Annotated in this window: 21 protein-coding genes, 2 rRNA genes, 1 pseudogene and 1 riboswitch; of the genes and pseudogenes, 16 read left to right on the plus strand and 8 right to left on the minus strand. The window is 64.0% G+C overall.

Annotated features, from left to right (window positions below):
* The first annotated feature begins 275 nt into the window (after window positions 1–275).
* From cobT to bluB, 14 genes are all read left to right on the plus strand, one after another.
* The gene (gene cobT / locus GJ699_RS33020) at window positions 276–1,301 is read left to right on the plus strand and encodes a nicotinate-nucleotide--dimethylbenzimidazole phosphoribosyltransferase (protein ID WP_154383668.1); all 1,026 of its coding nucleotides are present in this window, start codon (window positions 276–278) and stop codon (window positions 1,299–1,301) included.
* Between the two features lie 2 nt (window positions 1,302–1,303).
* Entirely contained in the window at window positions 1,304–2,083 is a 780-nt protein-coding gene (locus GJ699_RS33025) for an adenosylcobinamide-GDP ribazoletransferase (protein WP_154383669.1), read from the plus strand.
* Window positions 2,080–2,607, plus strand: coding sequence for a histidine phosphatase family protein (locus GJ699_RS33030; RefSeq protein WP_154383687.1), 528 nt, complete (start codon window positions 2,080–2,082; stop codon window positions 2,605–2,607). Before GJ699_RS33025 ends, GJ699_RS33030 begins: the two co-directional genes overlap by 4 nt.
* Window positions 2,608–2,625: 18 nt before the next feature.
* Window positions 2,626–2,847: riboswitch (cobalamin riboswitch) on the plus strand.
* A 69-nt stretch (window positions 2,848–2,916) separates the two neighbouring features.
* Window positions 2,917–4,770, plus strand: a complete 1,854-nt coding sequence (locus tag GJ699_RS33035) for a TonB-dependent receptor domain-containing protein (protein ID WP_154383670.1) — start codon at window positions 2,917–2,919, stop codon at window positions 4,768–4,770.
* A 52-nt stretch (window positions 4,771–4,822) separates the two neighbouring features.
* Window positions 4,823–5,845 carry a FecCD family ABC transporter permease gene (locus GJ699_RS33040; protein WP_154383671.1) on the plus strand — a complete coding sequence of 341 codons (1,023 nt, stop codon included), beginning with the start codon at window positions 4,823–4,825 and terminating at the stop codon, window positions 5,843–5,845.
* Between the two features lie 2 nt (window positions 5,846–5,847).
* Window positions 5,848–6,621, plus strand: coding sequence for an ABC transporter ATP-binding protein (locus GJ699_RS33045; RefSeq protein ID WP_154383672.1), 774 nt, complete (start codon window positions 5,848–5,850; stop codon window positions 6,619–6,621).
* Entirely contained in the window at window positions 6,618–7,223 is a 606-nt protein-coding gene (gene cobO / locus GJ699_RS33050) for a cob(I)yrinic acid a,c-diamide adenosyltransferase (RefSeq protein WP_154383673.1), read from the plus strand. The genes GJ699_RS33045 and cobO overlap by 4 nt, the downstream gene beginning before the upstream one ends.
* Window positions 7,217–8,512 carry a cobyrinic acid a,c-diamide synthase CobB gene (locus GJ699_RS33055; protein ID WP_154383674.1) on the plus strand — a complete coding sequence of 432 codons (1,296 nt, stop codon included), beginning with the start codon at window positions 7,217–7,219 and terminating at the stop codon, window positions 8,510–8,512. The genes cobO and GJ699_RS33055 overlap by 7 nt, the downstream gene beginning before the upstream one ends.
* Entirely contained in the window at window positions 8,509–9,057 is a 549-nt protein-coding gene (gene cobU / locus GJ699_RS33060; RefSeq protein WP_154383675.1) for a bifunctional adenosylcobinamide kinase/adenosylcobinamide-phosphate guanylyltransferase, read from the plus strand. The genes GJ699_RS33055 and cobU overlap by 4 nt, the downstream gene beginning before the upstream one ends.
* Before the next feature lie 2 nt (window positions 9,058–9,059).
* Window positions 9,060–10,019, plus strand: coding sequence for an adenosylcobinamide-phosphate synthase CbiB (gene cbiB, locus GJ699_RS33065; RefSeq protein ID WP_371867744.1), 960 nt, complete (start codon window positions 9,060–9,062; stop codon window positions 10,017–10,019).
* Window positions 10,012–10,992, plus strand: a complete 981-nt coding sequence (gene cobD, locus GJ699_RS33070; protein WP_154383676.1) for a threonine-phosphate decarboxylase CobD — start codon at window positions 10,012–10,014, stop codon at window positions 10,990–10,992. The genes cbiB and cobD overlap by 8 nt, the downstream gene beginning before the upstream one ends.
* On the plus strand, window positions 10,989–11,888 hold the full coding sequence (locus GJ699_RS33075) for a cobalamin-binding protein (protein ID WP_154383677.1): 900 nt from the start codon (window positions 10,989–10,991) through the stop codon (window positions 11,886–11,888). Before cobD ends, GJ699_RS33075 begins: the two co-directional genes overlap by 4 nt.
* 1 nt (window position 11,889) lies before the next feature.
* Entirely contained in the window at window positions 11,890–13,338 is a 1,449-nt protein-coding gene (locus GJ699_RS33080; RefSeq protein ID WP_154383678.1) for a cobyric acid synthase, read from the plus strand.
* Window positions 13,335–13,985 (plus strand): 5,6-dimethylbenzimidazole synthase, encoded by a 651-nt coding sequence (gene bluB / locus GJ699_RS33085; RefSeq protein WP_154383679.1) that lies wholly within the window; start codon window positions 13,335–13,337, stop codon window positions 13,983–13,985. The genes GJ699_RS33080 and bluB overlap by 4 nt, the downstream gene beginning before the upstream one ends.
* Here the strand turns inward: bluB and GJ699_RS33090 are convergent.
* Window positions 13,982–15,691, minus strand: coding sequence for an alkaline phosphatase D family protein (locus tag GJ699_RS33090; protein WP_154383680.1), 1,710 nt, complete (start codon window positions 15,689–15,691; stop codon window positions 13,982–13,984). The two genes, bluB and GJ699_RS33090, sit on opposite strands and share 4 nt — an antisense overlap.
* Window positions 15,692–15,787: 96 nt before the next feature.
* On the opposite strand from GJ699_RS33090, the gene GJ699_RS33095 reads away from it, so the two are divergent.
* Window positions 15,788–17,209: a DHA2 family efflux MFS transporter permease subunit gene (locus GJ699_RS33095; RefSeq protein WP_154383689.1), complete on the plus strand. Its 1,422-nt coding sequence runs from the start codon at window positions 15,788–15,790 to the stop codon at window positions 17,207–17,209.
* On the opposite strand, the gene GJ699_RS33100 is transcribed toward GJ699_RS33095, so the two are convergent.
* Both GJ699_RS33100 and GJ699_RS35445 read right to left on the minus strand, forming a co-directional pair.
* Window positions 17,169–18,089 (minus strand): phytanoyl-CoA dioxygenase family protein, encoded by a 921-nt coding sequence (locus GJ699_RS33100; protein WP_154383681.1) that lies wholly within the window; start codon window positions 18,087–18,089, stop codon window positions 17,169–17,171. The two genes, GJ699_RS33095 and GJ699_RS33100, sit on opposite strands and share 41 nt — an antisense overlap.
* A 66-nt stretch (window positions 18,090–18,155) precedes the next feature.
* Window positions 18,156–18,254, minus strand: a pseudogene (locus GJ699_RS35445) (PEPxxWA-CTERM sorting domain-containing protein); the annotation flags it as partial.
* Window positions 18,255–20,290: 2,036 nt separating this feature from the next.
* On the opposite strand from GJ699_RS35445, the gene GJ699_RS33110 reads away from it, so the two are divergent.
* On the plus strand, window positions 20,291–20,680 hold the full coding sequence (locus GJ699_RS33110; protein ID WP_154383683.1) for a hypothetical protein: 390 nt from the start codon (window positions 20,291–20,293) through the stop codon (window positions 20,678–20,680).
* 39 nt (window positions 20,681–20,719) lie between these two features.
* Here GJ699_RS33110 and GJ699_RS33115 read toward each other — a convergent pair whose 3' ends face one another.
* From GJ699_RS33115 to GJ699_RS33135, 5 genes are all read right to left on the minus strand, one after another.
* Window positions 20,720–22,738 (minus strand): esterase-like activity of phytase family protein, encoded by a 2,019-nt coding sequence (locus GJ699_RS33115; RefSeq protein ID WP_154383684.1) that lies wholly within the window; start codon window positions 22,736–22,738, stop codon window positions 20,720–20,722.
* Window positions 22,739–22,811: 73 nt separating this feature from the next.
* Window positions 22,812–23,825, minus strand: a complete 1,014-nt coding sequence (locus GJ699_RS33120; RefSeq protein WP_154383685.1) for an alpha/beta hydrolase family protein — start codon at window positions 23,823–23,825, stop codon at window positions 22,812–22,814.
* Between the two features lie 93 nt (window positions 23,826–23,918).
* A complete protein-coding gene (locus GJ699_RS33125; RefSeq protein ID WP_154383686.1) occupies window positions 23,919–24,929 on the minus strand; it encodes a helix-turn-helix transcriptional regulator in 1,011 nt (336 codons plus the stop codon).
* 60 nt (window positions 24,930–24,989) lie between these two features.
* A 5S ribosomal RNA gene (gene rrf, locus GJ699_RS33130) occupies window positions 24,990–25,102 on the minus strand.
* 84 nt (window positions 25,103–25,186) lie between these two features.
* A 23S ribosomal RNA gene (locus tag GJ699_RS33135) occupies window positions 25,187–25,295 on the minus strand; the annotation flags it as partial.

Genomic DNA, 25,295 nt, shown 5'->3' on the forward strand with positions numbered 1-25,295 from the left:
TGTTGAGCATTTAATGCTTTTTGTTGCAGCATCAAACGCCCACATTTATCGACTGTAAATTTTTAAAGATCTTGTGTTGCTTGCTGTTGAATCGTTTTGTTCATCAGCGAAGAAGCGAGATTATGAATTGTTTCGTCCATCTCGTCAACCCCTTCACATTTCATCGTTTCGCTTTATCAGCGCCGCGTTGTCTTGCGAGGGACAGAACTATAGCAAGCCGTCGGCCGCTTTGGCAAGGGGTAAAATAGCAAATTCTTCGATTTACTCGTCACGTCATGCCAATCTCCCCTACTCATAACGACACGCTCGCAGCCGAACTCGACCGCGCTATTAATAACAAGACCAAGCCGCTCGGCAGCCTGGGGACGCTGGAAGCATTGGCCCGCCAGCTCGGCCTGATACAGAACACGCGCGACATCACCATCACCAAGCCCGCCATCCTGGTGTTTGCCGCCGACCACGGCGTGGTGGCCGAAGGCATCTCCGCCTATCCGCAGGACGTGACCTGGCAGATGGTTGAGAACTTCCTGGCCGGCGGCGCCGCCATCAATGTCTTCGCCAAGCAAAACGACTGCGCGCTGCGCGTGATCGACGCCGGCGTCAATCACGACTTCGGCCCGCGTCACGGCCTCACCGACCGCAAGCTGGCGCACGGCACCCGCAACTTCGCGCAGGAACCCGCCATGAGCCACGACCTGTGTCAGACCGCGCTGGCCGCCGGCGCGGCATTGGCCGCAGAACTGGAAGGCAATGTAGTCGGCTTCGGCGAGATGGGCATCGGGAACACCACGGCCGCCGCCGCGCTGATGCACAAGCTGACCGGCATCGCGGTCGCGCAATGCGTGGGCGCCGGCACCGGCTTGTCGGCCGAAGGCATCCTGCATAAACAACGCGTGATCGAGGCGGCGGTAGCTCACCACGCCAGCGTCACCGAAGCGGGTGACGTGCTGGCCACTTTCGGCGGCCTGGAAATCGCCATGATGGCGGGCGCCATGCTGAAAGCGGCCGAACTGCGCAAAGTACTGCTGATCGACGGCTTCATCGTCACCAGCGCGCTGCTGGTCGCGGCGCGCATGCAGCCATCTATTCTGGATTACTGCATATTCGCCCACTGCTCCAACGAAAGCGGCCACCAGCAGATGCTGGCTGCGTTAGGCGCCAAGCCGCTGCTGAATCTCGGCCTGCGTCTGGGCGAAGGCACCGGCTGCGCACTGGCGCTGCCACTGCTGCATGCCGCCGCCAACTTCCTGAATCAGATGGCGACCTTCGAATCGGCCCAGGTCAGCGAGAAGTCCGAATAACGATGCACCAACTCCGCCTGTTCTTCACCGCGCTGCAGTTCTTCACCCGCCTGCCGATTCCGCGCTGGGTGGGTTTCGATCCCGCCTGGCTGAATCAGGCGTCGCGCTACTTCCCGCTGGTGGGTGTGGTGGTGGCACTGATTACCGCTGCGGCGTATGCATTGGCCGCATGGTTCCTGCCCGCGCCGGTGGCCGTTGTAGTATCCACCGCAGCCGGCATCTACGTTACCGGCGCCTTCCACGAAGACGGCTTTGCAGACATGTGCGATGGCTTCGGCGGCGGCATGACCACCGAGCGCGTGCTGGAGATCATGAAGGACTCGCGCATCGGCGCCTATGGCGCGATCGGCACCATCTGCATGCTTGCGCTGAAGCTGACGACGCTGGCCATGCTGCCGCCGTGGGCCACCATCGGCGCGCTGCTGGTGGCGCATCCGCTGTCGCGACTGATGGCCACCTCGCTGATTTGGCGTCTGGACTACGCACGCGCAGAAGGCAAGGCCAAACCCCTCGCACAAAAAATGAGCGGTGCGGAATTCCTCGTCGCCGCCCTCACCGTCGTGCCATCCGCGCTGCTGGTGATCTGGCTGCGCTGGCTGCCGCAGGCCGCGCTGCTGAGCGGCGTAATCGCCGCCGCCATCGCCGCCTGGTGGCTGGCGCGCATGTGCGTGCGCCGCATCGGCGGCTATACCGGCGATTGCCTGGGCGCGGTACAGCAGGTCAGCGAAGCGGTCTTCTATCTGTGTGCGCTGGCCAGCCTGCACCACAACGCGCTGCCCTGATGCTGATACTGGTCCGCCATCCCAAGCCGCTGGTGGCGCCGGGCATCTGCTACGGCAGCACCGACCTCGTGGTCGCCCCCGAACAGCTGGAGCAGACGCTGGCCGCCCTGCGGCTGCCGGCCGGGCTGCCGGTCTATTCAAGTCCCCTGCGCCGCTGCGCCACACTGGCCAGCCGCCTGAGCGCAGCCCCCATCTATGACGCCCGCCTCGCCGAAATGCACTTCGGCGACTGGGAAATGCAGCCATGGGACGCCATCCCGCGCGCCGGCATCGACGCCTGGGCCGCCGACATGGCCAACTACCGTCCCGGCGGCGGCGAGAACGTACTGCGCATGGCCGAACGCATTTCAGCCTTCTATCACGCGCTGCCGCAGGACGACGCCATCATCGTCTGCCACGCTGGCAGCATCCGTTTGCTGACCGCCTGTCACGCCGGGCTGGCACCCGCGCAGATGGCGCTGCAAGCCGCCCAGGCCGCGCATCAAATCGGCTACGGCGCCACAGTGATCCTGCCCTCCCGGTGACCGACTGCCCTGAAACCCGTATAATGTGCGGGTTTTGGTGCTCGCGCGTCTGCTCAGATGCGCAGTTAAACGGGAAACACGAAGCCTGCCATCAGGCCAACGTGTGCTGCCCCCGCAACGGTAAGCAAGTGTCGCCGCAGTCCGCGACAAACCACCTCTTGAAACCACTGTGCCTCGGCATGGGAAGGTAAGGCGGTTCGACTTGTTAGCCCGGATACCGGCCAATTCAGGTGGAAGCGTACATCGCGCTTCTGTTCACAACTGGCTTACGGGGACGTCGGCCGGTTGATACTAACAACACAAAAGATCATGACCTTTCGTATTTCCCGTCCTGCGGCGCTGACGTCGCTGGCACTCGCCATGGCCGCGTGCTATGCCCACGCCGAAACCGCCGACACCGTTGTCGTTACCGCCACCCGCAGCGCCCAGCCGCTGGCCAACGTCATCAGCGATACCATCACCATCAACGCCGAGCAGATCGCCGAATCCGGCGCCGGCTCCATCATCGACCTGCTGCAGCGCCAGCGCGGCATCGAGATCGCCCGCAACGGCGGCGCCGGCACCTCGTCCAGCGTCTACATCCGTGGCGCCAACAGCAACCAGAACATCGTGCTGGTAGATGGTGTGCGCATCGGTTCCTCGACCACCGGCGCCGCCAACTGGAGCGCGATTCCGCTGACCGCCATCGACCATATCGAAATCGTCTACGGCCCACTGAGCTCCCTGTACGGCGCCGACGCCATCGGCGGCGTGATCCAGATCTTCACCAAAAAGGGCAAGGGCGCGCCGGCCGTGACCGCGTTCGTTGGCTATGGCAGCGACAACACCCGCGAAGCCGATGCCACCCTGTCCGGCGCCACCGGCGGTGAACACAGCTTCAGCTACTCGATCAGCGCTGGCAAGGAAAAGTCGGACGGCTTCTCGGCCACCCGTCCTGGCCTGTCCAGCTACAACGCGGACGACGACGGCTACGACAAGGAAAACGCCGCCGGCCAATTCAGCCTGCAGATCGCGCCCGGCTACGAAGCCGGCGCCATGTTCGTGCACAGCGAACTGAAATCGCAATACGACAACGGCAGCTCGTCCTACGACGTGCGCAACAAGGCGCTGCTGGAAACCGCCGCCGTCTACGGCAAGGCGAAGTTCGTCGCCAACGTCGACACCCTGCTGCAGTACTCGGAGAGCAAGGACAACGGCGAAAACTGGAGCAGCGCCGCCGCCAGCGGCTACTCGCGCATCAACACCAAGCAGAAGGACATCACGCTGCAGAACGATATCCGCGTTGGCGAAGATATCGTGCAGGTGCTGTACGACCACCGCAAGGAAGAAGTCAGCACCAACGGTTCGTCGGCGCTGAACCGCGACCGTAGCACCAACTCGTGGGCCGCTTCGTACAATGCGCGCCGTGGCGCCAACCTGCTGAACGCGTCGATCCGTCGCGACAATTCGGTGTACGGCGCCAAAAACACCGGCTCGCTGGGCTACGGCTACGACATCACCGCCCAACTGCGCGCCACCGCCAGCTACGGCACCAGCTTCCGCGCGCCGACCTACAACGAGTTGTACTACCCAAGCTACGGCAATGCCAACAACAAGCCGGAACAGGGCAAGAACGCCGAAATCGGTCTGCGTTGGGACGATGGCGTGAACGCGCTGAGCGCCAACTACTACCACAACCGTCTGACCGACCTGCTGGTGAACACCACGCCATGCCCGTTCGGCACCACCGCTTATCCATATGGCTGCGCCTACAACGTCAGCAAGGCGACGCTGGAAGGCCTGACCCTGGGCGGCGCCACCAAACTGGCCGGCGTCAACCTGAGCGCCAGCATCGATCTGCAGGATCCGAAGGACGACACCAGCGGCAAGCGTCTGGCGCGCCGTTCGAAAAAGCATGGCAACCTGACCGCCGATTATCACATCCGCCAGTTCAAACTGGGCTCCGAGCTGGAACTGTCGGGCGATCGCTATGACGACACGGCCAACAAGAACCGTCTGGGCGGCTACGGCCTGGTGAACCTGTTTGCGACCTACACGATCAATCACGACTGGTCGGCGCTGGTCCGCTGGAACAACGTCCTGAACAAGCAGTACGATCTGGCGCGTTACTACGCCACGCCAGGTTCGAACGTGTTTGTCGGTATCCGTTACGGCTACAAATAATGGTGTAACCTGCCGGGGATGAATTCCCCGGCAGTTTTTTTGAAAGCAGTGCATGCATTCTTTCTCCCGCAATCTGCGACAGCGCGCCACCGTGACTCTGACCGGGTTGCTGCTGTTCGCGTTTGCAAGCCTGATCTTTTCAGGCATGACCGGTTCGGTCTCGATTCCTCTTTCCGATATTCCCGCAGCGCTGAATGAGCTGCTGCATGGCCAGACCTCGTCGCTGGCCGCCACCCTGCTTGATCTGCGCGTCAGCCGCGCGATCTCCGCTTTTGTCACCGGCGCCGCGTTGTCGCTGGCCGGCGTGATGATGCAAGCCTTGCTGCGCAACCCACTGGCCGATCCCTATGTGCTAGGCATCTCGGCCGGCGCCTCGGTCGGCGCGCTGGCCGCGCTGATGTTCATGTGCGCCGCCTGGATGGTGGATGCCGCCGCATTTGGCGGTGCCGTCACCGTCTCCATGATGCTGTACCTGCTGGCCCGCCGTGACCTGCGCAGCGGCGCCGCAGCCGAAGGCGGCACCGCGCTGTTGCTGCTGACCGGCGCCATCCTGTCCTCCGCCTGCATGGCGCTGGTGACGCTGATGCTGTCGATCGCGCCCGAAAGCCGCTTGCGCAGCATGGTGTTCTGGATGATCGGCGACCTGTCCGGCACCCAGATGCGCTGGCTGCCGTGGGTAGTGCTGGCCGCCGCTCTGGCCTACGCGCTGCGCAATGCGCGCGCCATGAACGTGATGGCGTTGCACGCCGAAGCCGCCGCCACGCTGGGCATCCGCGTCGGCGCGCTGCGCAAAGGGCTGTTCTTCGTCTCCGGCCTGCTGACCGCCAGCGCTGTCACCAGCGCCGGTTCAATCGGTTTCGTCGGCCTGATCGTGCCGCACGCGTGCCGCTTCGCGGTCGGCCCCGATCACCGCGTCCTGATCCCGGCCGCCACGCTGGCCGGCGGCACCTTCCTGCTGCTGGCCGACACGCTGGCCCGCACCGCCATCGCGCCGCAGCAGCTGCCAGTGGGCGTGGTCACGGCGCTGATCGGCGCGCCGGTATTCCTGTATCAACTGCACCGGTTGCGCAAATGAGCATGATCGCTACCCATAACCTGTCGCTGCGCGCCGGCCAGCGCCAGCTAGTAACGGACCTGAACTGGCAAGTGCGCGAAGGCGAATGCTGGAGCATCATCGGCCGCAATGGCGCCGGCAAGAGCACGCTGATGCGCGCACTGGCCGGCCTGCGCGCGCCGGACGGCGGCCACGTGGCGCTGAGCGGCAAGCCGCTGGCCGAATGGCCGCTGGATGCGCTGGCGCGCCAGCGCGCCTTCCTGGCGCAGAGCCGCAGCGATGCCTTTTCTTACAGCGTGATCGAAACCGTGCTGTCGGCACGCCATCCCTACCACGGCAACCGCTATTGGGAAGACAGCGACGATCACGCCATCGCGCTGCAATCCCTGCAGGCGATGGAAGTGGCCGAACTGGCCGAACGCGATGTGCGCACGCTGTCCGGCGGCGAGCGCCAGCGGGTGGCGATTGCCGCCATGCTGGCACAGGACACGCCGCTGCTGCTGCTCGACGAACCGGCCAATGCGCTCGATCTGGCGCACCAGGTCAGCGTGATGAGCATCCTGGCGCGCCTGTGCCGCGAACAGGGCAAGACCGCCGTCATGATCGGCCACGACCTGACGCTGGCGCACAGCGTCTCCACCCACGCGCTGCTGTTGAAGGGCGACGGCCGCTGGCTGGCCGGCAGCAAACAGGACACCATGCAGGCCGGCCTGCTAAGCGATTACCTCGGCCATCCGATCGAGGTAATCCAGCACGGCGCGCGCAGCATCTTTATCCCCAACGAGAACACACTATGAGCGACGACATCAACGACCGCCACCGCCTGCGCATGGAGCGCAAGAAGGCCATCATCGACGCCAAGATCGCCGCCGCAGACAAGCAAATCGGCATCATCATCGTCAACACTGGCAACGGCAAGGGCAAGAGCTCCAGCGCCTTTGGCATGGCGATCCGCGCCATGGGCCACGGCATGAAAGTGGGCGTAGTCCAGTTCATCAAGGGCGCGCTGCAGACCGGCGAAGAGCGCTTCCTGCGCCGCTTCCCGGACGAGATCAGCTTCCACGCCATGGGCGAAGGCTACACCTGGGAGACCCAGAACCGCGAGCGCGACATCGCCAAGGCGCAGGAAGCCTGGCAGAAGGCGAAAGAATTCCTGGCCGATCCCCAAATCGGGCTGGTGGTGTTCGATGAGTTGAACATCGCCCTCAAATACAAATACCTGGACGTGGAAGCGGTGATCAACGACCTGCTGGCGCGACCAGAGATGCAGCACGTGGTCATCACCGGGCGCGGCGCGCCGCCGGAGCTGATCGAGATCGCCGACACCGTCACCGAAATGAACGTGGTCAAACACGCCTTCAAGGCCGGCATCGGCGCGCAGGCGGGCACGGAATGGTAAAGGCGGTACTGCTGGCCGCCGTCTCGTCGGGACAGGGCAAGACCACCGCCACCGCCGCGCTGGCGCGCAAGCTGGTACGACTGGGCCAGCGCGTGCGCGTGTTCAAATGCGGGCCGGACTTCATCGATCCGATGCTGCTGGAACGCGCCAGCGGCGCGCCGGTGCGTTCACTGGATTTATGGATGGTCGGCCGCGAGCTATGCCTGCGGCAGCTGGCGCAAGCCGCCGCCGAAGCGGACGTGATCCTGATCGAAGGCGTGATGGGACTGTATGACGGCACGCCCTCCTCCGCCGACCTGGCGCGCGAATTCGGCGTGCCGGTGATGGCGGTGATCGATGCCGGCGCCATGGCGCAAACCGCCGGCGCGCTGGTGCACGGCCTGCGCGACTACGGCCCGGTGGAGATGGCCGGCGTAATCGCCAACCGCGTCGCCAGTGAAGGCCACGCCAGGATGGTGGCATCGTCGCTGCGTGACATCCCGCTGTTCGCCACGCTGCCGAAACAGGCCAAGTCGCTGCCGGAACGCCATCTCGGCCTGGTGCTGCCGGGAGAAGTCAGCGACATCGACCAGTTGCTGGACCAATTGGCGGATCAGCTGACGTTCGACCAGGCGGCGTGGGACCAACTGCGCGACATCGAGCTGCCGCCCGCCGCAGAGGAAACCGCGTCGCCAACGCCACCACCGCTGGCCGGCAAAACCATCGCCATCGCGCGCGATGCCGCCTTCATGTTCATCTATCCCGCCAATCTCGCCACGCTGCGCGAACTGGGCGCGACGCTGAGCTTTTTCTCGCCGCTGGCCGACGAGTCGGTGCCGGCGCTGGCCGACGCCATCTATCTGCCCGGCGGCTATCCTGAACTGCACGCGGAACGCTTGTCGCAAGCGGCCAACTGGCAAGCCTCGATCCGCGCCGCGCACGTGGCCGGCGTCCCCATCGTGGCCGAATGCGGCGGCATGATGGCGCTGGCCGACACGCTGCAAGACCAGGCCGGCGCGATATGGAATATGGCCGGCCTGCTGCCCGGCGCTGTGGCAATGCAACCACGTTTGGCCGGACTCGGCTCGCAAGGACTGCCTACCGAGCAGGGAGTGTTGCGCGGCCACACCTTCCACTACTCCAAACTGGAGACCAAAGTGGAACCGGCGGCGTACACTGTCAAACATCCCTCCGCAATACAGGGTGAAGCCTGGTATCGCGTTGGGTCATTGACCGCATCCTATTTTCACGCATACTTTCCATCCAATCCGGCGGCGTGTGCCGCTCTGTTTTCAAGGAGGGTGACATGACACGTACACTGGTTCTGGGCGGTGCCCGTTCCGGCAAAAGCGCCTACGCGGAACGCCTCGCGGCCGACTCGGGCAAGGAAGTGATTTACATCGCCACCGCCACTGCGGGCGATGAAGAAATGGCATCGCGCATCGCGCACCATCGCGCCGGCCGCCCGGCTGAATGGGTCACCGTGGAAGAACCGCTGGCACTTGGCAATCAACTGCTGCGCTGGTCCTCGCCGGACCGTCTGATCCTGGTCGACTGCCTGACGCTGTGGCTTAGCAATCTGCTGTTCAGCGGCGGCCAGGAATATCCCGATGTTGGCGAAATCGTGCTGCCCGCGTTGTTCCACGAACAGCAGGACATGCTGGCCAGCGCGCTGACCAAGTGCGCCAGCGATATCGTGCTGGTGTCGAATGAGGTTGGGCTGGGCATCATGCCGATGGGCGCGGTGTCGCGCTGCTTCATGGACGAACAGGGACGCCTGAACCAGTCCGTGGCCGCCATCTGCGACCGCGCGGTGTTTGTCGCCGCCGGCCTGCCGCTGGTACTCAAAGGATAGCCGTGCTGAGTGGACTAAGTTTTTCCACCGTCGCCGTGCTGATGGTGGCTGCTGTACTGCTGGATTTATGGTGGGGTGAGGTGCGCCGCTGGCATCCGCTGGTCGGCTTCGGCAATCTGGCGATGGCGCTGGAACGTCGATTTAATCAAGGTTCGCTGCGTTTCGCACGCGGCGTGCTGGCGTGGACGCTGGCCGTGCTGCCGCTGACCGCGTTGGCGGCGCTGCTGGTGTGGACGCTGCGACTGCCGCTGCCGCAGGCCGTCGCCCACACCGTGATGCTGTATTTCGCCCTCGGCCTGCGCAGCCTGCGCGACCACAACCTGCCGATCGCCGACGCGCTGGCGCAGAACGATATGCCAAACGCGCGCCGCCTCACCTCCTACATCGTCAGCCGCGATACCACCAGCGCCAGCGAAATCGAACTGACCAAGGCCAGTGCTGAATCGCTGCTGGAAAACGGTAACGACGCGGTGTTCGGCACGCTGTTCTGGTTCATGATCGGCGGCGGCCCTGGCGCAGTGCTGTTCCGCATGGCCAACACGCTGGATGCGATGTGGGGCTACCGCACGCCACGCCTGCTGCAATTCGGCTGCGCCGCCGCGCGCATCGACGATGCGTTCAACTACCTGCCGGCGCGCCTGACCGCGCTGTCCTACGTGCTGTTGGCGCCCGGCCTGCAAGGAAAACGCCGCGCATGGCAATGCTGGCGCGCGCAGGCGCCGGCCTGGGATAGCCCGAACGCCGGCCCGGTAATGTCCAGCGGCGCCGGCGCGCTGGGCGTGGAACTGGGCGGTGCCGCCGTTTATCACGGCGAAATCGAATACCGTCCAACGCTGGGTGCGGGCAAGCCCGCCACCGGCATCGACATCAACCGAGCATGGCGGCTGGTGGCGCGCACCACCGCGCTGTGGCTGGCCCTGGCCTGCGGCGCAGCCGTGCTGCTGGAGTACACACATGCTTGAACACGGCGGCAATCTGCGCGATGCCGCGAAGCGCTTCGGCCGAGACGACTGGCTTGATCTGTCGACCGGCATCAATCCACGCTGGTATCCGGCACCACAGGTGGCGGACAACGCCTGGCACCGACTACCGGAACCAGATCCCGCGCTGACCGCCGCCGCGCAAGCCTTCTACGGCGCGCAGCTGATGCTGCCGGTAGCCGGCACGCAGGCGGCGATCCAGGCGTTGCCGCGTTTGCGCGCGCCGTCACGGGTGGCCGTCAGCGCGCCATCGTATGCAGAACATGCGCACCATTGGGCAGGCCATGGCCATAGCATGACGCTGACGCCCTACGACAAGCTGGAAGCCGCCGTCGCGCACAACGACGTGGTGGTGGTGGTCAATCCGAACAATCCCACCGGTGCCGAGGTACCGGCGGCGCAGCTGCTGCAATGGGCCGACCAATTGGCCGCGCGCGGCGGCTGGCTGGTGGTGGACGAAGCGTTTGGCGACACCGCGCAGCACAACAGCGTGGCAGCGCACACGGCGCGCCCCGGCCTGATCGTATTACGCTCGGTCGGCAAGTTCTTCGGACTGGCCGGCATCCGCCTTGGCTTCGTCGCCGCGCAGGCGGAGCTGCTGGGCGAGCTGGCCGACCTGCTGGGGCCATGGACCATCAGCGGCCCGGCGCAGCAAATCGCCATGGCGGCGCTGAGCGATCACGCCTGGCAGGCCGATACGCGCGATTATCTGAACGCCAACGGCGAACGCCTGCGCGCGATGCTGGCCGCGCAAGGCATTCAGTCGAACGGCACGCCGCTGTTCCAGTGGTGGGCCGAGCCGCAGGCGGAAGCCTTTTGGCAGCACATGGCGGAACGCGGCATCTGGGTACGATTATTTACACAAGCGGCGCGCGGCATCCGCCTCGGCCTGCCGCCGGATGACGCAGGCTGGCAGCGCCTGCACGCAGCACTTAACGAATGGAGCAAACGATGAATCAGCAAACCAGCGCCTGGCGCAAACTGGCCTTGGCGGCGCTCATCGCGCTGGCCGGCGCGCAGGCGGCCAACGCGGCGCCGATCACGGTGCGCGATGACGACGGCAACGTGGTCACGCTGCAAAAACCAGCCCAGCGCGTGATCGCCATGGCGCCGCACGTGACCGAACTGCTGTTCGCGGCCGGTGGCGCCGACAAAATCGTCGGCGCCGTCACATACAGCGACTATCCGGAAGCGGCGAAGAAAATCCCGCGCGTCGGCGACAACCGCCTGATCGACATGGAACGCGTGGCGGCGATGAAGCCGGACCTGATCGTGATCTGGATGCACGGCGGTTTCGAACGCCAGATCGAGAATCTGCGCAAGCTGGGCGTGCCAATGTTCCACAGCGAACCAACCAAACTGGATGGCATTGCCGACAACGTAGTCCGTCTCGGCCAGTTGATGGGCACCGAAGCTGTCGCCAATCCGGCCGCCGCCGAGATCCGCGCGCAGTTCGCCGCCATGACCAAACAATACGCCAACCGCCCGCCGGTACGCCTGTTCTATCAGGTATGGGACAAGCCGCTGTACACGCTGAACGGCAAATCCATCGTCAGCGATTCGATCCGCCTGTGCGGCGGCGTCAACATCTTCGCCGACCTGAAAGTGACGGCGCCGGTGGTCAGCGTTGAAGCCGTGTTGCAGGAGAATCCGGAAGCCATCTTCGGCACCAGCGAAAAGGATTACGGCAGCGTCGACCTGTGGAAGCCCTATCCAAATATGCTGGCGGTGAAGAATAACAACCTGTTCCGCCTGCAGGGCGATCTGCTCAACCGCGCCGGCCCGCGCATGGTGGCTGGCACCAAAGCCCTATGTGAAAAAATCGACGAAGCCCGCCAGCACCGCAACTGATATGACCTTTCCCTATTCCACCCTGATGGTACAGGGCACCACCTCGGACGCCGGCAAGAGCACGGTGGTGGCAGCGCTATGCCGCCTGCTGAAGCGCCAGGGCGTGCGCGTAGCGCCGTTCAAGCCGCAAAACATGGCGCTCAACAGCGCCGTCACCGAAGACGGCGGCGAGATCGGCCGCGCCCAGGCGCTGCAAGCCATCGCCGCCGGCGTGGCGCCGCATACCGACATGAATCCGGTGCTGCTCAAGCCATCCAGTGACATCGGCGCCCAGGTCATCATCCACGGCAAGGCGCGCGCCGAGATGAACGCGCGCGACTATCACCAATACAAAACCGTGGCCATGCAGGCCGTGCTGGAATCGCACCAACGCCTGCTACAGCAATACGACTGCGTGATGGTCGAAGGCGCCGGCAGCCCGGCCGAAATCAATCTGCGCTCGCGCGACATCGCCAACATGGGTTTTGCCGAAAAGGTGGACTGTCCGGTGGTGCTGGTGGCGGACATCGACCGTGGCGGCGTGTTCGCTCACATCGTCGGCACGCTATCCTGCCTGTCGGAGAGTGAACGGCGGCGTACCATCGGCTTCGTCATCAACCGCTTCCGTGGCGACATCAAGCTGCTGGAGCCGGGCCTGGAGTGGCTGGAACAGCAGACCGGCAAGCCGGTGCTGGCCGTGCTGCCCTATCTGCACGGCCTGTTCCTCGACGCCGAAGACGCGGTGCAGCCGGTACAAGCCGCGCGCGGCGCCTTCCGCGTGGTGGTTCCCAGCCTGCCGCGCATGAGCAACCACACCGACTTCGATGCGCTGCGCGCCCATCCGGATGTCGACCTGCATTTCGTGCGCGAAGGTCAGCCGATACCGGCGGCGGATCTGATCATCCTCCCCGGCAGCAAGAACACGCGCGGCGATCTGGCCTGGCTGCACGCGCAAGGCTGGCCGCAGCAGATCCTGCGCCATCTGCGCTACGGCGGCAAAATCATCGGCGTCTGCGGCGGCTTCCAGATGCTGGGGCAAAGCGTGTCCGATCCGCTGGGCATGGAGGGCAAGGCCGGCACCTCGCCCGCGCTTGGCCTGCTCGACATGAGCACCGAAATGAGCCCCGACAAACGACTGGCGCAGGTAAAGGGCGTGTGCGCCTTCGACCCGCAACAGGCGCAAGTCAGCGGCTACGAAATTCACATGGGCGTCTCCACCGGCAGCGCGCTGGAAGCACCAGCTTTCCAGATCGATGGCCGCCCCGAAGGCGCCTTGTCGGCCGACGGCCAGGTGCTGGGCACCTATCTGCACGGCCTGTTCGACACCCCGCAAGCCATCAGCGCCCTGCTACGCTGGGCCGGACTGGAATCGCAGCACACGGTGGACACCGCCGCCCTGCGCGAAGCCAGCCTGGATCGCATTGCCGACGCCACCCAGCCCTTGCTTGACGCTTTACTCGCATTGAAATGAATACCCACGCTTACTCTGACGCCGAAATCGCCGGCGTCTATCGCGCCATCCGCGAACGCCGCGATGTGCGCCACTTCAAATCCGGCCCGCTGGAAGATGGCCAGTTGCAGCGCTTTCTTGAAGCCGCGCACAATGGCCCCAGCGTCGGCTATATGCAACCGTGGCGCTTCGTCCGCATCTCCGACGCCGCGCTGCGCGCGCGCATCCACCAGCATGTAAACGAGGAGCGCATCAAAACCGCCGAAGCGCTGGGCAAGCGCGCCGAGGACTTCATGCGCCTGAAAGTGGAAGGCATACTGGAATGCGCCGAAGTGCTGGTGGTCGGCCTGATCGACAAGCGCGATCAATACGTGTTTGGCCGTCGTACCATGCCGGAGATGGATCTGGCTTCCGCCGCCTGCGCGCTGCAAAACTTCTGGCTGGCAGCGCGCGCCGAAGGCATTGGCGCCGGCTGGGTGTCAATGTTCGATCCGCAGCGGCTGCGCGAGATCGTTGGCATGCCGGAGGGCAGCCAACCGATCGCCGTGTTGTGCGTCGGCCAGGTGCACGAGTTCTATCCCGCGCCCATGCTGGAGATGGAAAAGTGGGACCAGCGCCGCCCGCTCAGCGAAATCCTCTACGAAAACAAGTGGGGCAGCGAGGTTTAAGCGCTACACTCTTCAATGCGGCGGTTGCCCGGTCCTGGCAGCACGCGCAGACTGCGCTCCGTCGCCGCCGTGAATTCGTGCTTGAACACCGTATCCACAAAGCGCCAGTCGCAGCGCACCTGCTCATGGCTGGCGGTGACGATCATGTAGCCACGCTTGCTGGTCTGCGCGTAGTACAGCGGCTCGATCAGATCCACCATCATCGCCGCCACATCCTCCGGATCGCGATCCGGATACGCACCCTCCATGCCTGGCGATGACACCGAGGCGGTGGCAAATTCCACGCCCACCTGCCGGCCCTGCGCGTCGCGCAGATCGCTGGCCCAGGCGTTATGCGTGTCTCCGGCCAGCACCACCATATTCTTGCGGTGCTTCAGCATCATCTCAAACACCTGCTCGCGGTCGGCCTGATAGCCATCCCACGAATCCAGATAGCAGGGCAATGTGGCGCCGGACAACCAGCGCTCTTCCTTCTTATTGACGCACGATGGATCAGCCTTGGCGCGCTTCTTCAGCGCCGAATAGTCGGTGCAATTGCATTCACCCATGACCACGGCGGTTGGATACTCCATGCGCGCCATCAGCACCTGCTGGCCCAGCATCTGCCAGCGCGCGTTGGAGCGGCTGACCTGCCCTTCCAGCCACGCCATCTGCTCGTGGCCTATCATCTGGCGGCGCGGCGAACATACATCCTGCTTGTACTTCTCGACGTCGAAGTGACGATGTTCGTCGTAATAAGACGACATCATCAGCTGCTGATCGCGCGCGATCAGGCGCGTGTCCAGCATATGCAGCGAGACGATGCCGCCGAAGTCGAACGAGCGATAGATCTTGTCCGGCGTCGCCGCATCCGGCACGCGAATCGGCATCCACTCGTGATACGCGGTCAGCGCCGCCAGTTTGCGCAGCTCGAACGGTCCGTACTTGCCAACCTTGTGATCGACCGAGCCATCGCGCCAGGTATCGTCGGCAAATTCGTGATCGTCCCACACCGCGATGAAGGGCATGGCGGCATGCGCCGCCTGCAGGTCGGGATCGGAGCGGTATTGAGCATAGCGGCGACGATAATCGTCGGTGCGCAGCAGCAGCTCGCGCGGCTCCGACACGCGGCCCAGCACCTCCGCATTACCACAAGCGTAACCGGTGCTTTCGTATTCGTAGATGTAGTCACCGATGTGCAGCGCGACATCGATATCGTCCTGGCGCGCCGCGTCGGCGTAGACGTTGAAGTACCCGGCCGGATAATTCGAGCACGAGAACACCGCCAGCCGCACCTGGCGCGCATCGCCGCGCGGCAGCGTTTTGGTGCGGCCCACCACCGACTTCTCGCCCTCGGCCGCAAACTGGTAGTAGTACACATGGCCCGGCAGCAGTCCGGCGGCGTCGATCTTCACCGTGTAGTCACGCTGTGCGGAAGCGACCACGCTGCCATGCGCGATCACCTGCTGCATGGCGGGATCGGTGGCTACCTGCCAGCGTACGGCGACCTCGCCGTCGCGCGCCGGCGTCACCCGCGTCCACAGGATCACCCGGTCACTCAATGGATCGCCACTGGCCACGCCGTGACGGAAGCCCGGCGCGCCGCCATCGGCAACGCCGCCCGCGGTACTGGTACAACCACTCAAACCGGCGGCGCCCACGCCGAGCAGCGCGGTCGATGCGGCCATTTGACGGATAAAAGTGCGGCGTGGCGGCTTGATGTCCATGGTCCTCTCCCATAGGCGCTAGCGATGTCCGCAACTTACGCCCCGAACGTGACGCGCTTATGACCGTTTAGTTTATTTTGTGTGACAATCATGGCTATGAATGCCGATGCCGCCAAACGCTACCTACCCTGGGTGGTCGCCACCACTCTCTTCATGGAGCAGTTGGACTCCACCGTTGTCAACACTGCCATCCCGTCGATGGCCGCCAGCTTGCAAGTGACGCCGCTGAGCCTCAAGGCCGTGGTCACCAGCTACATTCTCAGTCTGGCGGTGTCGATCCCGGTCAGCGGCTGGATGGCGGACCGCTTCGGCACGCGCCGCGTGTTCATGACAGCGATCGCTATTTTCACCATCGCCTCGGTGCTGTGCGGTCTGTCGGTCAGCTCACCGATGCTGGTGGCGGTGCGGCTGCTGCAGGGCTTTGGCGCGGCGATGATGATGCCGGTCGGCCGCCTCACCATCGTCCGCACCTTTGCCAAGCACGAACTGCTGGCGGCCATGAACTTCGTCATCATCCCGGCGCTGATCGGCCCCCTGCTCGGCCCCACCATCGGCGGTTTGATCGTGCACTGGTTGACCTGGCGCGACATCTTCTTCATCAACGTGCCGGTCGGCCTGACCGCGATCTGGCTGGCGCACCGCTACATGCCGGACTACCGGGAAGAACACACCCGCCCCCTGGACTTCATCGGCCTGGTGTTGTTCGGCACCGGCATCGCGCTGCTGTCATGGCTGCTGGAAGTGTTTGGTGAACATAAGCTGGATGTGACCTCGGCCTCGGTGCTGCTGGTGATCGCCATCAGCTTGCTGTTCGCGTACGGGTGGCACGCCAAGGATGCGCCGTTTCCGCTGCTGCGGCTGGCGTTGTTCAAGGTGCGCACCTTCCGCGTCTCGGTGCTGGGTGGCTTTGTCACCCGCATCGGCGTTGGCGGCCTGCCGTTCCTGCTGCCGTTGCTGTACCAGTTGGGCCTGGGCCTGCCGGCCTGGCAATCCGGCCTGCTGATGATGCCGTCGGCGGCCGCCGCCATGGGCATGAAAGTGATTTCGGCGCGCGTGCTGGGCCGCTTCGGCTATCGTCAGGTGCTGACCGTGAACACGCTGCTGATCGGCCTCACCATCAGCCTGTTCACGTTTGTGCGCGAAGGCACGCCGCTGTATGCGATTGTGGCGATCAGCCTGTGCCTGGGCTTCTTCAATTCGCTGCAGTTCTCCAGCATGAACAGCATCGCCTATGCCGACGTCGAAGGTCCGGATTCCAGCATGGCCAGCACCATTGCCAGCTCAATGCAACAGCTGTCGATGAGCTTTGGATTGGCGGCCGGTTCGCTGGTCACCGGCTGGTTCCTGGGCGATCTGCCGCAGTCCAACCGGGTGGCGCTGACGTCGGCGCTGCACCACGCCTTCCTCACGCTGGCGGTGCTGACCGTGCTGTCCTCGCTGACCTTCTGGACGCTGCGCAAGAGCGACGGTGAAGCCATCAGTCAGGCGCGTCGTCCGGACGAACAATCAGACGATTGACGTAAGGGTCCAGCAGCAGCGGGCCATGGTAGCGCTCCGGCGCATAGCGATAGGCATAGCTGGGCAGCAGCGAGTACTGGATCTGCAACATCAAACGCGGCTGCACGGCCGGCGCCGTGCCCTTGTGGATGCCGGCGGTGTCCACCGCAAAGCAAAAGCCGCGCGTGCCGATCGCGGTTAGCAGCATGTCGGCACTGTGGGCGTCGGCGATTTCACTGTCGCTGTAGAAGCGCAGCCGCAGCGGCGCCTGCGTCAGATGGCTGCCATGCAGGAAGACGTGCGGACCGGCGCTATCGTCCACATCGGTCAGGTAGACCAGTACTTTCAGGTAGCGCCAGTCTTCGGAATCGCGGTGAAACGCCTGCAGCGCGCTGTCCGTACCCGTCACCGGGAACGACCAGCGCAGCCCCAGCGCCGAGATGGTCGGCCTGCATTCCATGTAGCGCGCCGCCAGTCCCAGCAACGGTGGACTGTTGGCCAGCGCCAGAATGTGCGGACAGCCGATCACGTCGCGTAAATGGTAATCGGCCACCCGCACCTCTGCCCCGCGCTGCGCCAGCGTGAAGCCGGAGCGCTGGCGATCGCGATCGGTCAGCAGTTTATCGGCCAGCCAGGCACAGATTTCATCGCACTGGGCGCTATCCAGCAAATTGCCGAGCGGCGCGTAGCCGCTGCGGCGCAGCTCCAGCAAAGCCGTCTCTTCGGTGGCAGTGGCCGCATACAGCTCCTTGCCAGCGCCCTGGCGCAGCCGCACCGCGCCGCTCAGTGCGCGCACCACCAGCCGGCGCAGCGCGGGATAGGTCACCACGCGCTGGCTGTAATACATCAAACTGTGGAACGGGGAAAAACGGCGGCCGGGTCTCAGCTGAGCATATTCCATCGGGCTTTCCTCCCAGGGTTATCCTGAGAAGGTAGCAACCCGGCCACCGGACCGCCTTGATGTGAACTAAACCTTGGTGCGGCGACGGCGCGCAATCGCACCCACCAGGCCCAGGCCGGCAAACAGCATGGCGTAGGTCGATGGCTCCGGCACGGCGGCCAGCACCGTGGTGTAGCTGCCGTCATAGCTGTAGGTCGCGCCCAGGCCATTGACGGTGGTGGCACTCAGCAGTGCCAGGAAGCTGGTGTTGCTCGAATAATCACCCAGCAGGCGGAACGCATAACTGCCGCTGGCGGCCTGGGTGAAGCTCAGCGTGGCGCCGCTGACCACCGCACCCAGACCGCCAAAGGTCAGCGTCGAACCGCCCAGCTTGACGACTGAATCGCTGCTCAGCGTCAGGCTGGCAAAGGTCTGGCCAGTGGCGCCGGCATTGTTCAGCTGCAGAGTGCCGCCGTTGAGGATGAGTTCACTCGTGGACGACAGGCGCTGGGCGCCATCCAGCACCAGTTCGCCGCCACTCAACACGGTCGCGCCGCCGTAGCTGCTGACGCCGGAGAAGGTCACCGTGCCGCTCTGAATTTCCACCTTGTTGAAGTTGGAAATCGCGCCGGCATACGCAAAGCTGCCGCTACCGGCAGCCACCGTCAGCGTGCTCTGGCTGCCGCCGCCATTGATGCTGCCGCTGATGGTGCCGCCGGTGATCGTCACGCTGTTGACACCGCTACCCAGTTCAATCGCCTTGCCACTGCTGCTGCCATTGATGATGCCGCCGGTTACGATGGTGGTATCGTCGGCATTGCCTTTGATCGCCGCGTTGGCGGTGCCGCCGCCAATGATGGAGGCGCCGGCGTAGTTATTGATGGTCACGGTATGGCCGCTGGCCACGCCGGAGACCACGATGGCCGAGTCGCTCTGACCGCGAATCACGCCATTGGCCTGATTGGTGATGACGGCGTTGGCGTACAAGCCTTCGCGCGTGCCGTCGCTCTTGTCGTTGCCGGCCAGCGTGATGCCGCGTCCCACCGCATTGGTGTTGCCGCTGTCGACCAGACCTTCGATGGTGCCGGAGTTGATGATGGTACCGCCGCCCACGCTGATGCCTTCGCTATAGGCCAGGCCAGCGGACACCGCGCTGTACGCATTCACCGAACGGATGATGCCGGTGTTGGTGATGTTGGCCACGCCATCGGCATCGACACCATCACCGTCGCCAGTCACGCCATTGCCGATGATGGTGCCGTTATTGACGATGGTGGCGGTCTGCTTGGCGCTGTAACCATCCAGATTGATGCCGGAACCATTCAGGCCGCTGATGGTGGCGCCGGCCGCATTGGTCACGCTGACGGTAAACGCGATATCGCTGTCCGGGCCGCCGGTGATGCCGTGACGGCCGCCCTGGATCAGGCCGGTCGCATAGTTGAACACCTGGATGCCGGTGTTGGCCTGCAGGTCGACGCCATCGCTGCTGCTGCCGGTGGTGGTCGACGACTTGATGCTGCCGTAGTTGTTGACCACGCCGTTCAGGCCGGGACGCACGGCGTCCGCCTCGGTCGCCTGCAGCAAGCCATAGTTGTTGACGATGTTGGTGCCGGTGACGGCGTTGAAATCGACCACTTGATTGCCGCCGCCGCTGGCGTTCAGCGAGATCATCGAGCCGTAGTTGTTCAGAATGACGCTGGCACTGGCCTTGGCCATCTGGATCACGTCGGCATCGGCGGTCTGGATCAGCGCCGTGGTGTTGCCGGTGCTGCCGTTATTGACCACCAGATCGGTCACGCCAGTGTTGTCGCGGATGCCGCGCCCGGTGCCGGTCTGCGAAATCGTGCCGAGGTTGTTCAGCGTGGCGCCATTGCCGGTGATCGTGACCGCCACCTTGTCGCCGCTGACGATCAGCGAACCGCCAGTGCCCACGGTGCCGCTCTGGCCAGCCGCCAGCTTTTGCGCCGACGTGCTGGAGCTGATGGTGCCGGGAAAATCCGCCGCGGTTGCCACACCGACCGGCAAGGTCGCAAGCAGCATGAATTGGATGGCGGAACTGGCTTTCTGCATGATGGAATCCCCGTTAGAGTTATGAACAAACTTTTAATATCCCATAAACTTGTTACAAGATAGTGACACTGTTGCAATAGCGCCGCATGGCCTGTGCGGCCGCAGGCGAAACTGCTAAGCTGCCCGGCATTTTTGAATTGGAGGGAGTTTTCATGCAGAAGTTCGTAGCGGGCGTGGCCGCGCTCAGTGCGGTTGCGGTGGCCGTGGTGGTGACACTTGCCGCCTGCACCATCGCCTTTGTCCACCCGGCGCCGGATACCGGCACGTCCTACCAGGCGGTGGCGCTGATGAATGGCCAGATGTTCTTCGGCAAGCTGGAAGACAGCAACCGCGACTATCTGACGCTGCGCGATGTGTTCTACATCCAGGGCCGGCAAAATCCGGAAACCAAGGCCGTCAGCAGCGTGCTGGTCAAGCGTGGTGGCGAGGCCCACGCGCCGGACCGCATGCTGATCAACCGCCAGCAAGTGCTGCTGGTGGAACCGGTGAAGGGCGATTCGCAAATCGCCAAACTGATCGCCGAGCAGAACGCGGCGCGCTAAGCGGGCGTCGCCCCCGCGCAGGCGGGGGCCCATACCGCGTCAGAACGACGTCAGCGCCTTGGTGAATTTAATCAGCCACAAACGGCTTGGCCGTTCGGCGTCAGTGCCACGCGCCACGCGGATGCTGTTGGCGCTATTGCAGCCGGCCGAGCTGCTGGTGATGATGACGCCGTTCGCATCCACATTGCACTTGGTGACATCGGCATCTTCCACCGCGTTACCGTTGGCGTCGAACACCTTGGTTTTCAGGCCGAAGTCATTGTCATTGGCCAGCGCCAGCGTGTTGCCGTCCACAATCGTCAGCCCCTCGGCCTTCTCGGCCAGCCAGCCGATCGCGTTCAAATCCAGCAGCAGGGTTTTCTTCAGCGTGGTGACAGTCGACCAGTCGGCGCCATTGACGGCGGCGCCGGCCATGCTGCTCTTCTCCAGATCGGAGCTGGTTGGGTTGTAGGCGGTGGCGGCGATATCGGTGGCGGTGGCGATCTCCACCAGCATCAGCTTGTTGAACACCTTGCCGCTCGGGGCCGCGCCCTGCTCAATCACGATGAACTTGCCATTGCCCAGTGCCACCACATCGCCCAGCTTGGCGTTGCCGGTGCGGCCGTCCTGATAATCGGCGGCAGCCAGCGGATAGGCGTACATCTTGCCGGCCTTGCCAGTGTTCGGATCGAATTCGGTCCAGCGGGTGAAGCGCGCGTAGCGCTCGATCAGCTCGCTCTTGCCGGTGACGGAATAGGTGGCGCTGCCATCGGTCAGCGGGCTTTGCAGGAAACCGTGCAGCAAATCGGTGCTGGTATCCAGCGTCAGCCCCTCCATGCCACGGTTGGCGCGGCGCTTGACGAAGATGTCCGGCAGGCCGCTGCCTGGCGCGTACTTGCCGAGGATGATGCCGGTGGCCGGATCGAGCTTGACGATGAATGGCCCATACTCGTCCGATATCCACAGCAGACTGCGCTTCTTGTCGACCACAATCGCCTCGGTATCCAGGCCGTTGGCGTCGAAGGTGGCTTTGCTTGTGGCGTCGTATTTCATCGCATCCAGCACCGGCAGTTCGGACGAATTGCCCAGCGTGCCAGGCGGGATCGCCACCCCGGAAGTCTTGACCGTGGTCGACACCTTGATCGGCGTGGACGAGCCCAGCACCGCGCCCGACTTGCCGACCGTGATCACGCCAAACGATGGCACAAAGCTTGGCGACGGGAAGATCTTGGCGCCGGTGGTCCCGCTGCCGCTCAGTGCCGGCAAATTCGGGCCATCGCCGTTCGGGCCGCGGTCGGTCAGGCCATAGAACTCCAGTTCGCCGGCGGCGTTGGTGCCCTTGAAGGCCAGCGACGAACCGTAGGATGGCAGGAAGCCCAGCGGGAAATCTGCCTTGACCTTGGCATTCGTGCCCTCGTAGGGGATGTAGTAGCTGGTGGCGGCCTGGACCTGATAGCGCGTCACGGTGACCGCCACGCTGCCCAGCGGCGTGGTCTGCGTGAACGCCTCGTTGACCGGGGTGCCGACTTTGGATGCCAGCGTGTCTTCGAAGTGTTCGCGCACCAGCGCGCGGCGGGCGTCGTCCACGCTGCGGGCGGCGTATTGGGTGCCGGCGGTGGTCAGCGTGGCGCTCAGGGCGGTGTTAAAGGTGGTGGCGTCGGCGCTGAAGTCGGCGCTTTTCGCAGCCAGCGCGGTTTTGACGGCGGCGGTCAGCTTGATGCCGTTGGCGGGATCGCTATCCTCATCCAGCAATTGCAGCGCCAGCAGGCGATTGACCACTTTGACGTCCTTGACGTCGGTGCTGTTGGCCAATTGCAGCGGCGTGATGGTGGCGGCACAGGTCGCGCTGCCGAGTGCAATGCCGCCGACGCTGAAGGCGACCGTGTCGCCGGCGTAGCAGGTAAATTCGCCCTTGGCATTGGTGCTGGCCTTGGCTGCGCTGCCGGCCACATAATCCAGGTTTTCGACGGCGCCGTCCAGGAACACGCCGGTGATCGGCGTCTTGGCGGGTTCGCTGTCGCTACTGCCACAGCCAGCCAGTGCCATGGCGACAGCCAATGGCAGTATAGAAAGTTTCATCTCACGTCCCTGTTGAAATAATTTTAAGAACGGGCAGTGTAGGCAACTGGCGTTACCGCTTGATGACAGCTTGCTAAGGCAACAGGCGCTGACTAAAAAATGCGACGATGGCCTGATCGACCTGCGGCAGCTGGCTGCGGTCGAAGCCGGTCGGATCGTTCAGCATGTCGCCGACCAGGCCGCTGAGGCCAGGCGGCAGCGGCGACAGCAAGGCACCGTGGCCGGCATTCGGCAAGTGCACCAGGTGGATGCAGGTCTGACACACCGCTAGCACGCGGTCGCTGTGGAAGCGCGGGATCAGCCAGCGATCCTGGCCGGCGGTGATCAGGGCCAACGGCACGCGCGGCGCGCGCAAGCTGTCCAGGTCGAAGTCGGCGGCGGCGGGCACGCCAGCGACCACGGCGGCGATGCGTGGATCATGATGTTCGCGCAGTTTGTCGTCGTCGAAACGATGGCGGATGATGAGCAGGGCCAGCCACTTCTTCAGCCCATCCAGCATGCCGCCGGTGAGGTGGGTAGCCAAGCCGACACAGGATTGAAAATCGGCTTCCAGGTCGGCCTCGCAATGCTGCTTGAACAGCGCCGGCGACCAGCGGCCGCCCGCCATGCTGAGCGCGGTGTGGCCGCCGGCGGACATGCCATACATGCCGACCTGGTCCAGCTTCAGCAACGGCGCGAAGCGGGCATCGCGGCCGACTTCATCGATGGCGGTGGAGATTTCGGCCGGGCGCAGCGTCCAGCTCTCCGGGCCAGGATGGGCATCGTCGCGGTAATTGTCGCCGCGATGGGCCGGCATCGCCACCACAAAGCCGGCTTCGACCAACGCGCGCGCCAGATCGCTGTGCACCCAGGGACTGCCGCCGGAGCCATGCGAAATCACCACCAGCCGGCCGTTGCCGCGTACCGGCCCGCCCTGCTCGGCCAGTTGCATGATGAACTCGCCGCGCCGCATCGGCTGCTCCGGCGTGACGCTGGGATAGAACAGGGTAATGGTGCCCACCTGGTCATGAGCGGGGATGGTCGTGTAGCCGACCGCCGCCCATGTGGGCCATGTCAGAAAAGCCAACCACAAACCGAACCAGCGCATTGCTCACTCCTTGTCAATGCCGGCGGCGAATGCGGCCGGTCGAGTCGACTATGCGGTGGCGCGGTCTGGCCGTCTCGCCGTATCCTGCATTTTTCAGGATTCGGCCAGATTCTCTTTGCGAAATTCGGTGGGCGTCAGGCCGGTGGCGGCCTTGAAAGCGCGATTGAACGGGCCGATGGACTGGAAGCCGGCGGTCAACGCGATGGTCAGCACCGGCAGCGCGCGCCGGGCCGGATCGATCAGCGCGGCCTGCGCTTCGCGCAAACGGAATTCGTTGATGTAGCTGTTGAAGTTGCGATGGCCAAGCTGCTTGTTAATCAGCTTGCGCAGCCGGTACTCGGGCACATCCAGGCGCGCGGCCAGGCTTGCCACCGTCAGATCACCGCCGCGATAGGCCAGTTCATCGGTCATCAAGCGATGCAAGGCATTGGCCAGTGCCTCATCAGGCGCCTCGGGTGGCGGTGGCGCGGCCCGCGCCGGCCTGGACAACAGTTCAGACGGCTCCAGGCGCACCATCCGGAAAGCAGCTATGGCGACAATCGCCAGCAACGCCGCCACGTCATACAACGCCGGCGCGCCCTGCCACGGCTCCGACTCGTGCTGCAAACGCAGCGCCAGCGTCACCACTGAATAGACGATGCCGCCAATGACGATCACCGCGCGCAACGTGCGACGCTGCTCCACCAGATCAACGCGCCAGTGACGCAGGGCCGCAGCGGCAGCCAACACGGCGCACAACAGCGGAATCAGACGCACCACCAGCAATGTGGGCCAGCTATACGCCAGACAGTTCACCACACTGACCAGCAGCGCGGCGCCCCACGCCACGCCGTGCACTGGCCTGAGTATGAAGTCGTCGTCCAGCAATACGCGCACCAGCAGATAAAACAGCACAGCATTGCCGACCGAAATCGCGACAAACGGCGCTTGCCACCAACGTGGCAGCGTCGCCTCAAACCAGGGAGTCGAGCTGATGACCTGCACGCACAGGCCCAGGCACAAGGCGATGGCCAGACGAGCGCGCTCACGCCAGAGCACGGCAATCAGTATCAGCAGCAGGGAGAGCAGCATGCCGCGCAGCGCGGCATCAAGCAAGATGGGCATGCGGGAAGTATAAATGCAAAAAGGCCCGCTCACTGAGCGGGCCTTCTTGGCTTATAACTAGCTTGACGATAACCTACTTTCACACTGGTTGCAGCACTATCATCGGCGCAGAGTCATTTCACGGTCCTGTTCGGGATGGGAAGGGGTGGGACTGACTTGCTATGGTCATCAAGCTTTAACTTGGCAACAATCGGGAAGAAGTAAAAGTTGGGGTAGCACTCACCATCTTAGTAAATGCATATAACCGTCAAGGTTATAGGGACAAGCCGTACGGGCAATTAGTATCAGTTAGCTTAATGCATTACTGCACTTCCACACCTGACCTATCAACGTCCTGGTCTCGAACGACCCTTCAAAGAGCTCAAG

This window comes from Duganella guangzhouensis (assembly GCF_009674535.1).
In the GTDB taxonomy this organism is placed as follows: domain Bacteria; phylum Pseudomonadota; class Gammaproteobacteria; order Burkholderiales; family Burkholderiaceae_D; genus Rugamonas; species Rugamonas guangzhouensis.

What these genes read in the sequence shown, in the direction of transcription:
- GJ699_RS33035 (WP_154383670.1), top strand. Translation starts at nt 2,917, where the DNA reads ATGACCTTTCGTATTTCCCGTCCTGCGGCGCTGACGTCGCTGGCACTC.
- GJ699_RS33055 (WP_154383674.1), top strand. Translation starts at nt 7,217, where the DNA reads ATGGTAAAGGCGGTACTGCTGGCCGCCGTCTCGTCGGGACAGGGCAAG.
- GJ699_RS33040 (WP_154383671.1), top strand. Translation starts at nt 4,823, where the DNA reads ATGCATTCTTTCTCCCGCAATCTGCGACAGCGCGCCACCGTGACTCTG.
- GJ699_RS33100 (WP_154383681.1), bottom strand. Translation starts at nt 18,089, where the DNA reads ATGGAATATGCTCAGCTGAGACCCGGCCGCCGTTTTTCCCCGTTCCAC.
- GJ699_RS33075 (WP_154383677.1), top strand. Translation starts at nt 10,989, where the DNA reads ATGAATCAGCAAACCAGCGCCTGGCGCAAACTGGCCTTGGCGGCGCTC.
- GJ699_RS33115 (WP_154383684.1), bottom strand. Translation starts at nt 22,738, where the DNA reads ATGAAACTTTCTATACTGCCATTGGCTGTCGCCATGGCACTGGCTGGC.
- cobO (WP_154383673.1), top strand. Translation starts at nt 6,618, where the DNA reads ATGAGCGACGACATCAACGACCGCCACCGCCTGCGCATGGAGCGCAAG.
- cobD (WP_154383676.1), top strand. Translation starts at nt 10,012, where the DNA reads ATGCTTGAACACGGCGGCAATCTGCGCGATGCCGCGAAGCGCTTCGGC.
- GJ699_RS33080 (WP_154383678.1), top strand. Translation starts at nt 11,890, where the DNA reads ATGACCTTTCCCTATTCCACCCTGATGGTACAGGGCACCACCTCGGAC.
- cobU (WP_154383675.1), top strand. Translation starts at nt 8,509, where the DNA reads ATGACACGTACACTGGTTCTGGGCGGTGCCCGTTCCGGCAAAAGCGCC.
- cobT (WP_154383668.1), top strand. Translation starts at nt 276, where the DNA reads ATGCCAATCTCCCCTACTCATAACGACACGCTCGCAGCCGAACTCGAC.
- GJ699_RS33125 (WP_154383686.1), bottom strand. Translation starts at nt 24,929, where the DNA reads ATGCCCATCTTGCTTGATGCCGCGCTGCGCGGCATGCTGCTCTCCCTG.
- GJ699_RS33095 (WP_154383689.1), top strand. Translation starts at nt 15,788, where the DNA reads ATGAATGCCGATGCCGCCAAACGCTACCTACCCTGGGTGGTCGCCACC.
- GJ699_RS33110 (WP_154383683.1), top strand. Translation starts at nt 20,291, where the DNA reads ATGCAGAAGTTCGTAGCGGGCGTGGCCGCGCTCAGTGCGGTTGCGGTG.
- GJ699_RS33025 (WP_154383669.1), top strand. Translation starts at nt 1,304, where the DNA reads ATGCACCAACTCCGCCTGTTCTTCACCGCGCTGCAGTTCTTCACCCGC.
- GJ699_RS33045 (WP_154383672.1), top strand. Translation starts at nt 5,848, where the DNA reads ATGATCGCTACCCATAACCTGTCGCTGCGCGCCGGCCAGCGCCAGCTA.
- GJ699_RS33090 (WP_154383680.1), bottom strand. Translation starts at nt 15,691, where the DNA reads ATGGACATCAAGCCGCCACGCCGCACTTTTATCCGTCAAATGGCCGCA.
- bluB (WP_154383679.1), top strand. Translation starts at nt 13,335, where the DNA reads ATGAATACCCACGCTTACTCTGACGCCGAAATCGCCGGCGTCTATCGC.
- GJ699_RS33120 (WP_154383685.1), bottom strand. Translation starts at nt 23,825, where the DNA reads ATGCGCTGGTTCGGTTTGTGGTTGGCTTTTCTGACATGGCCCACATGG.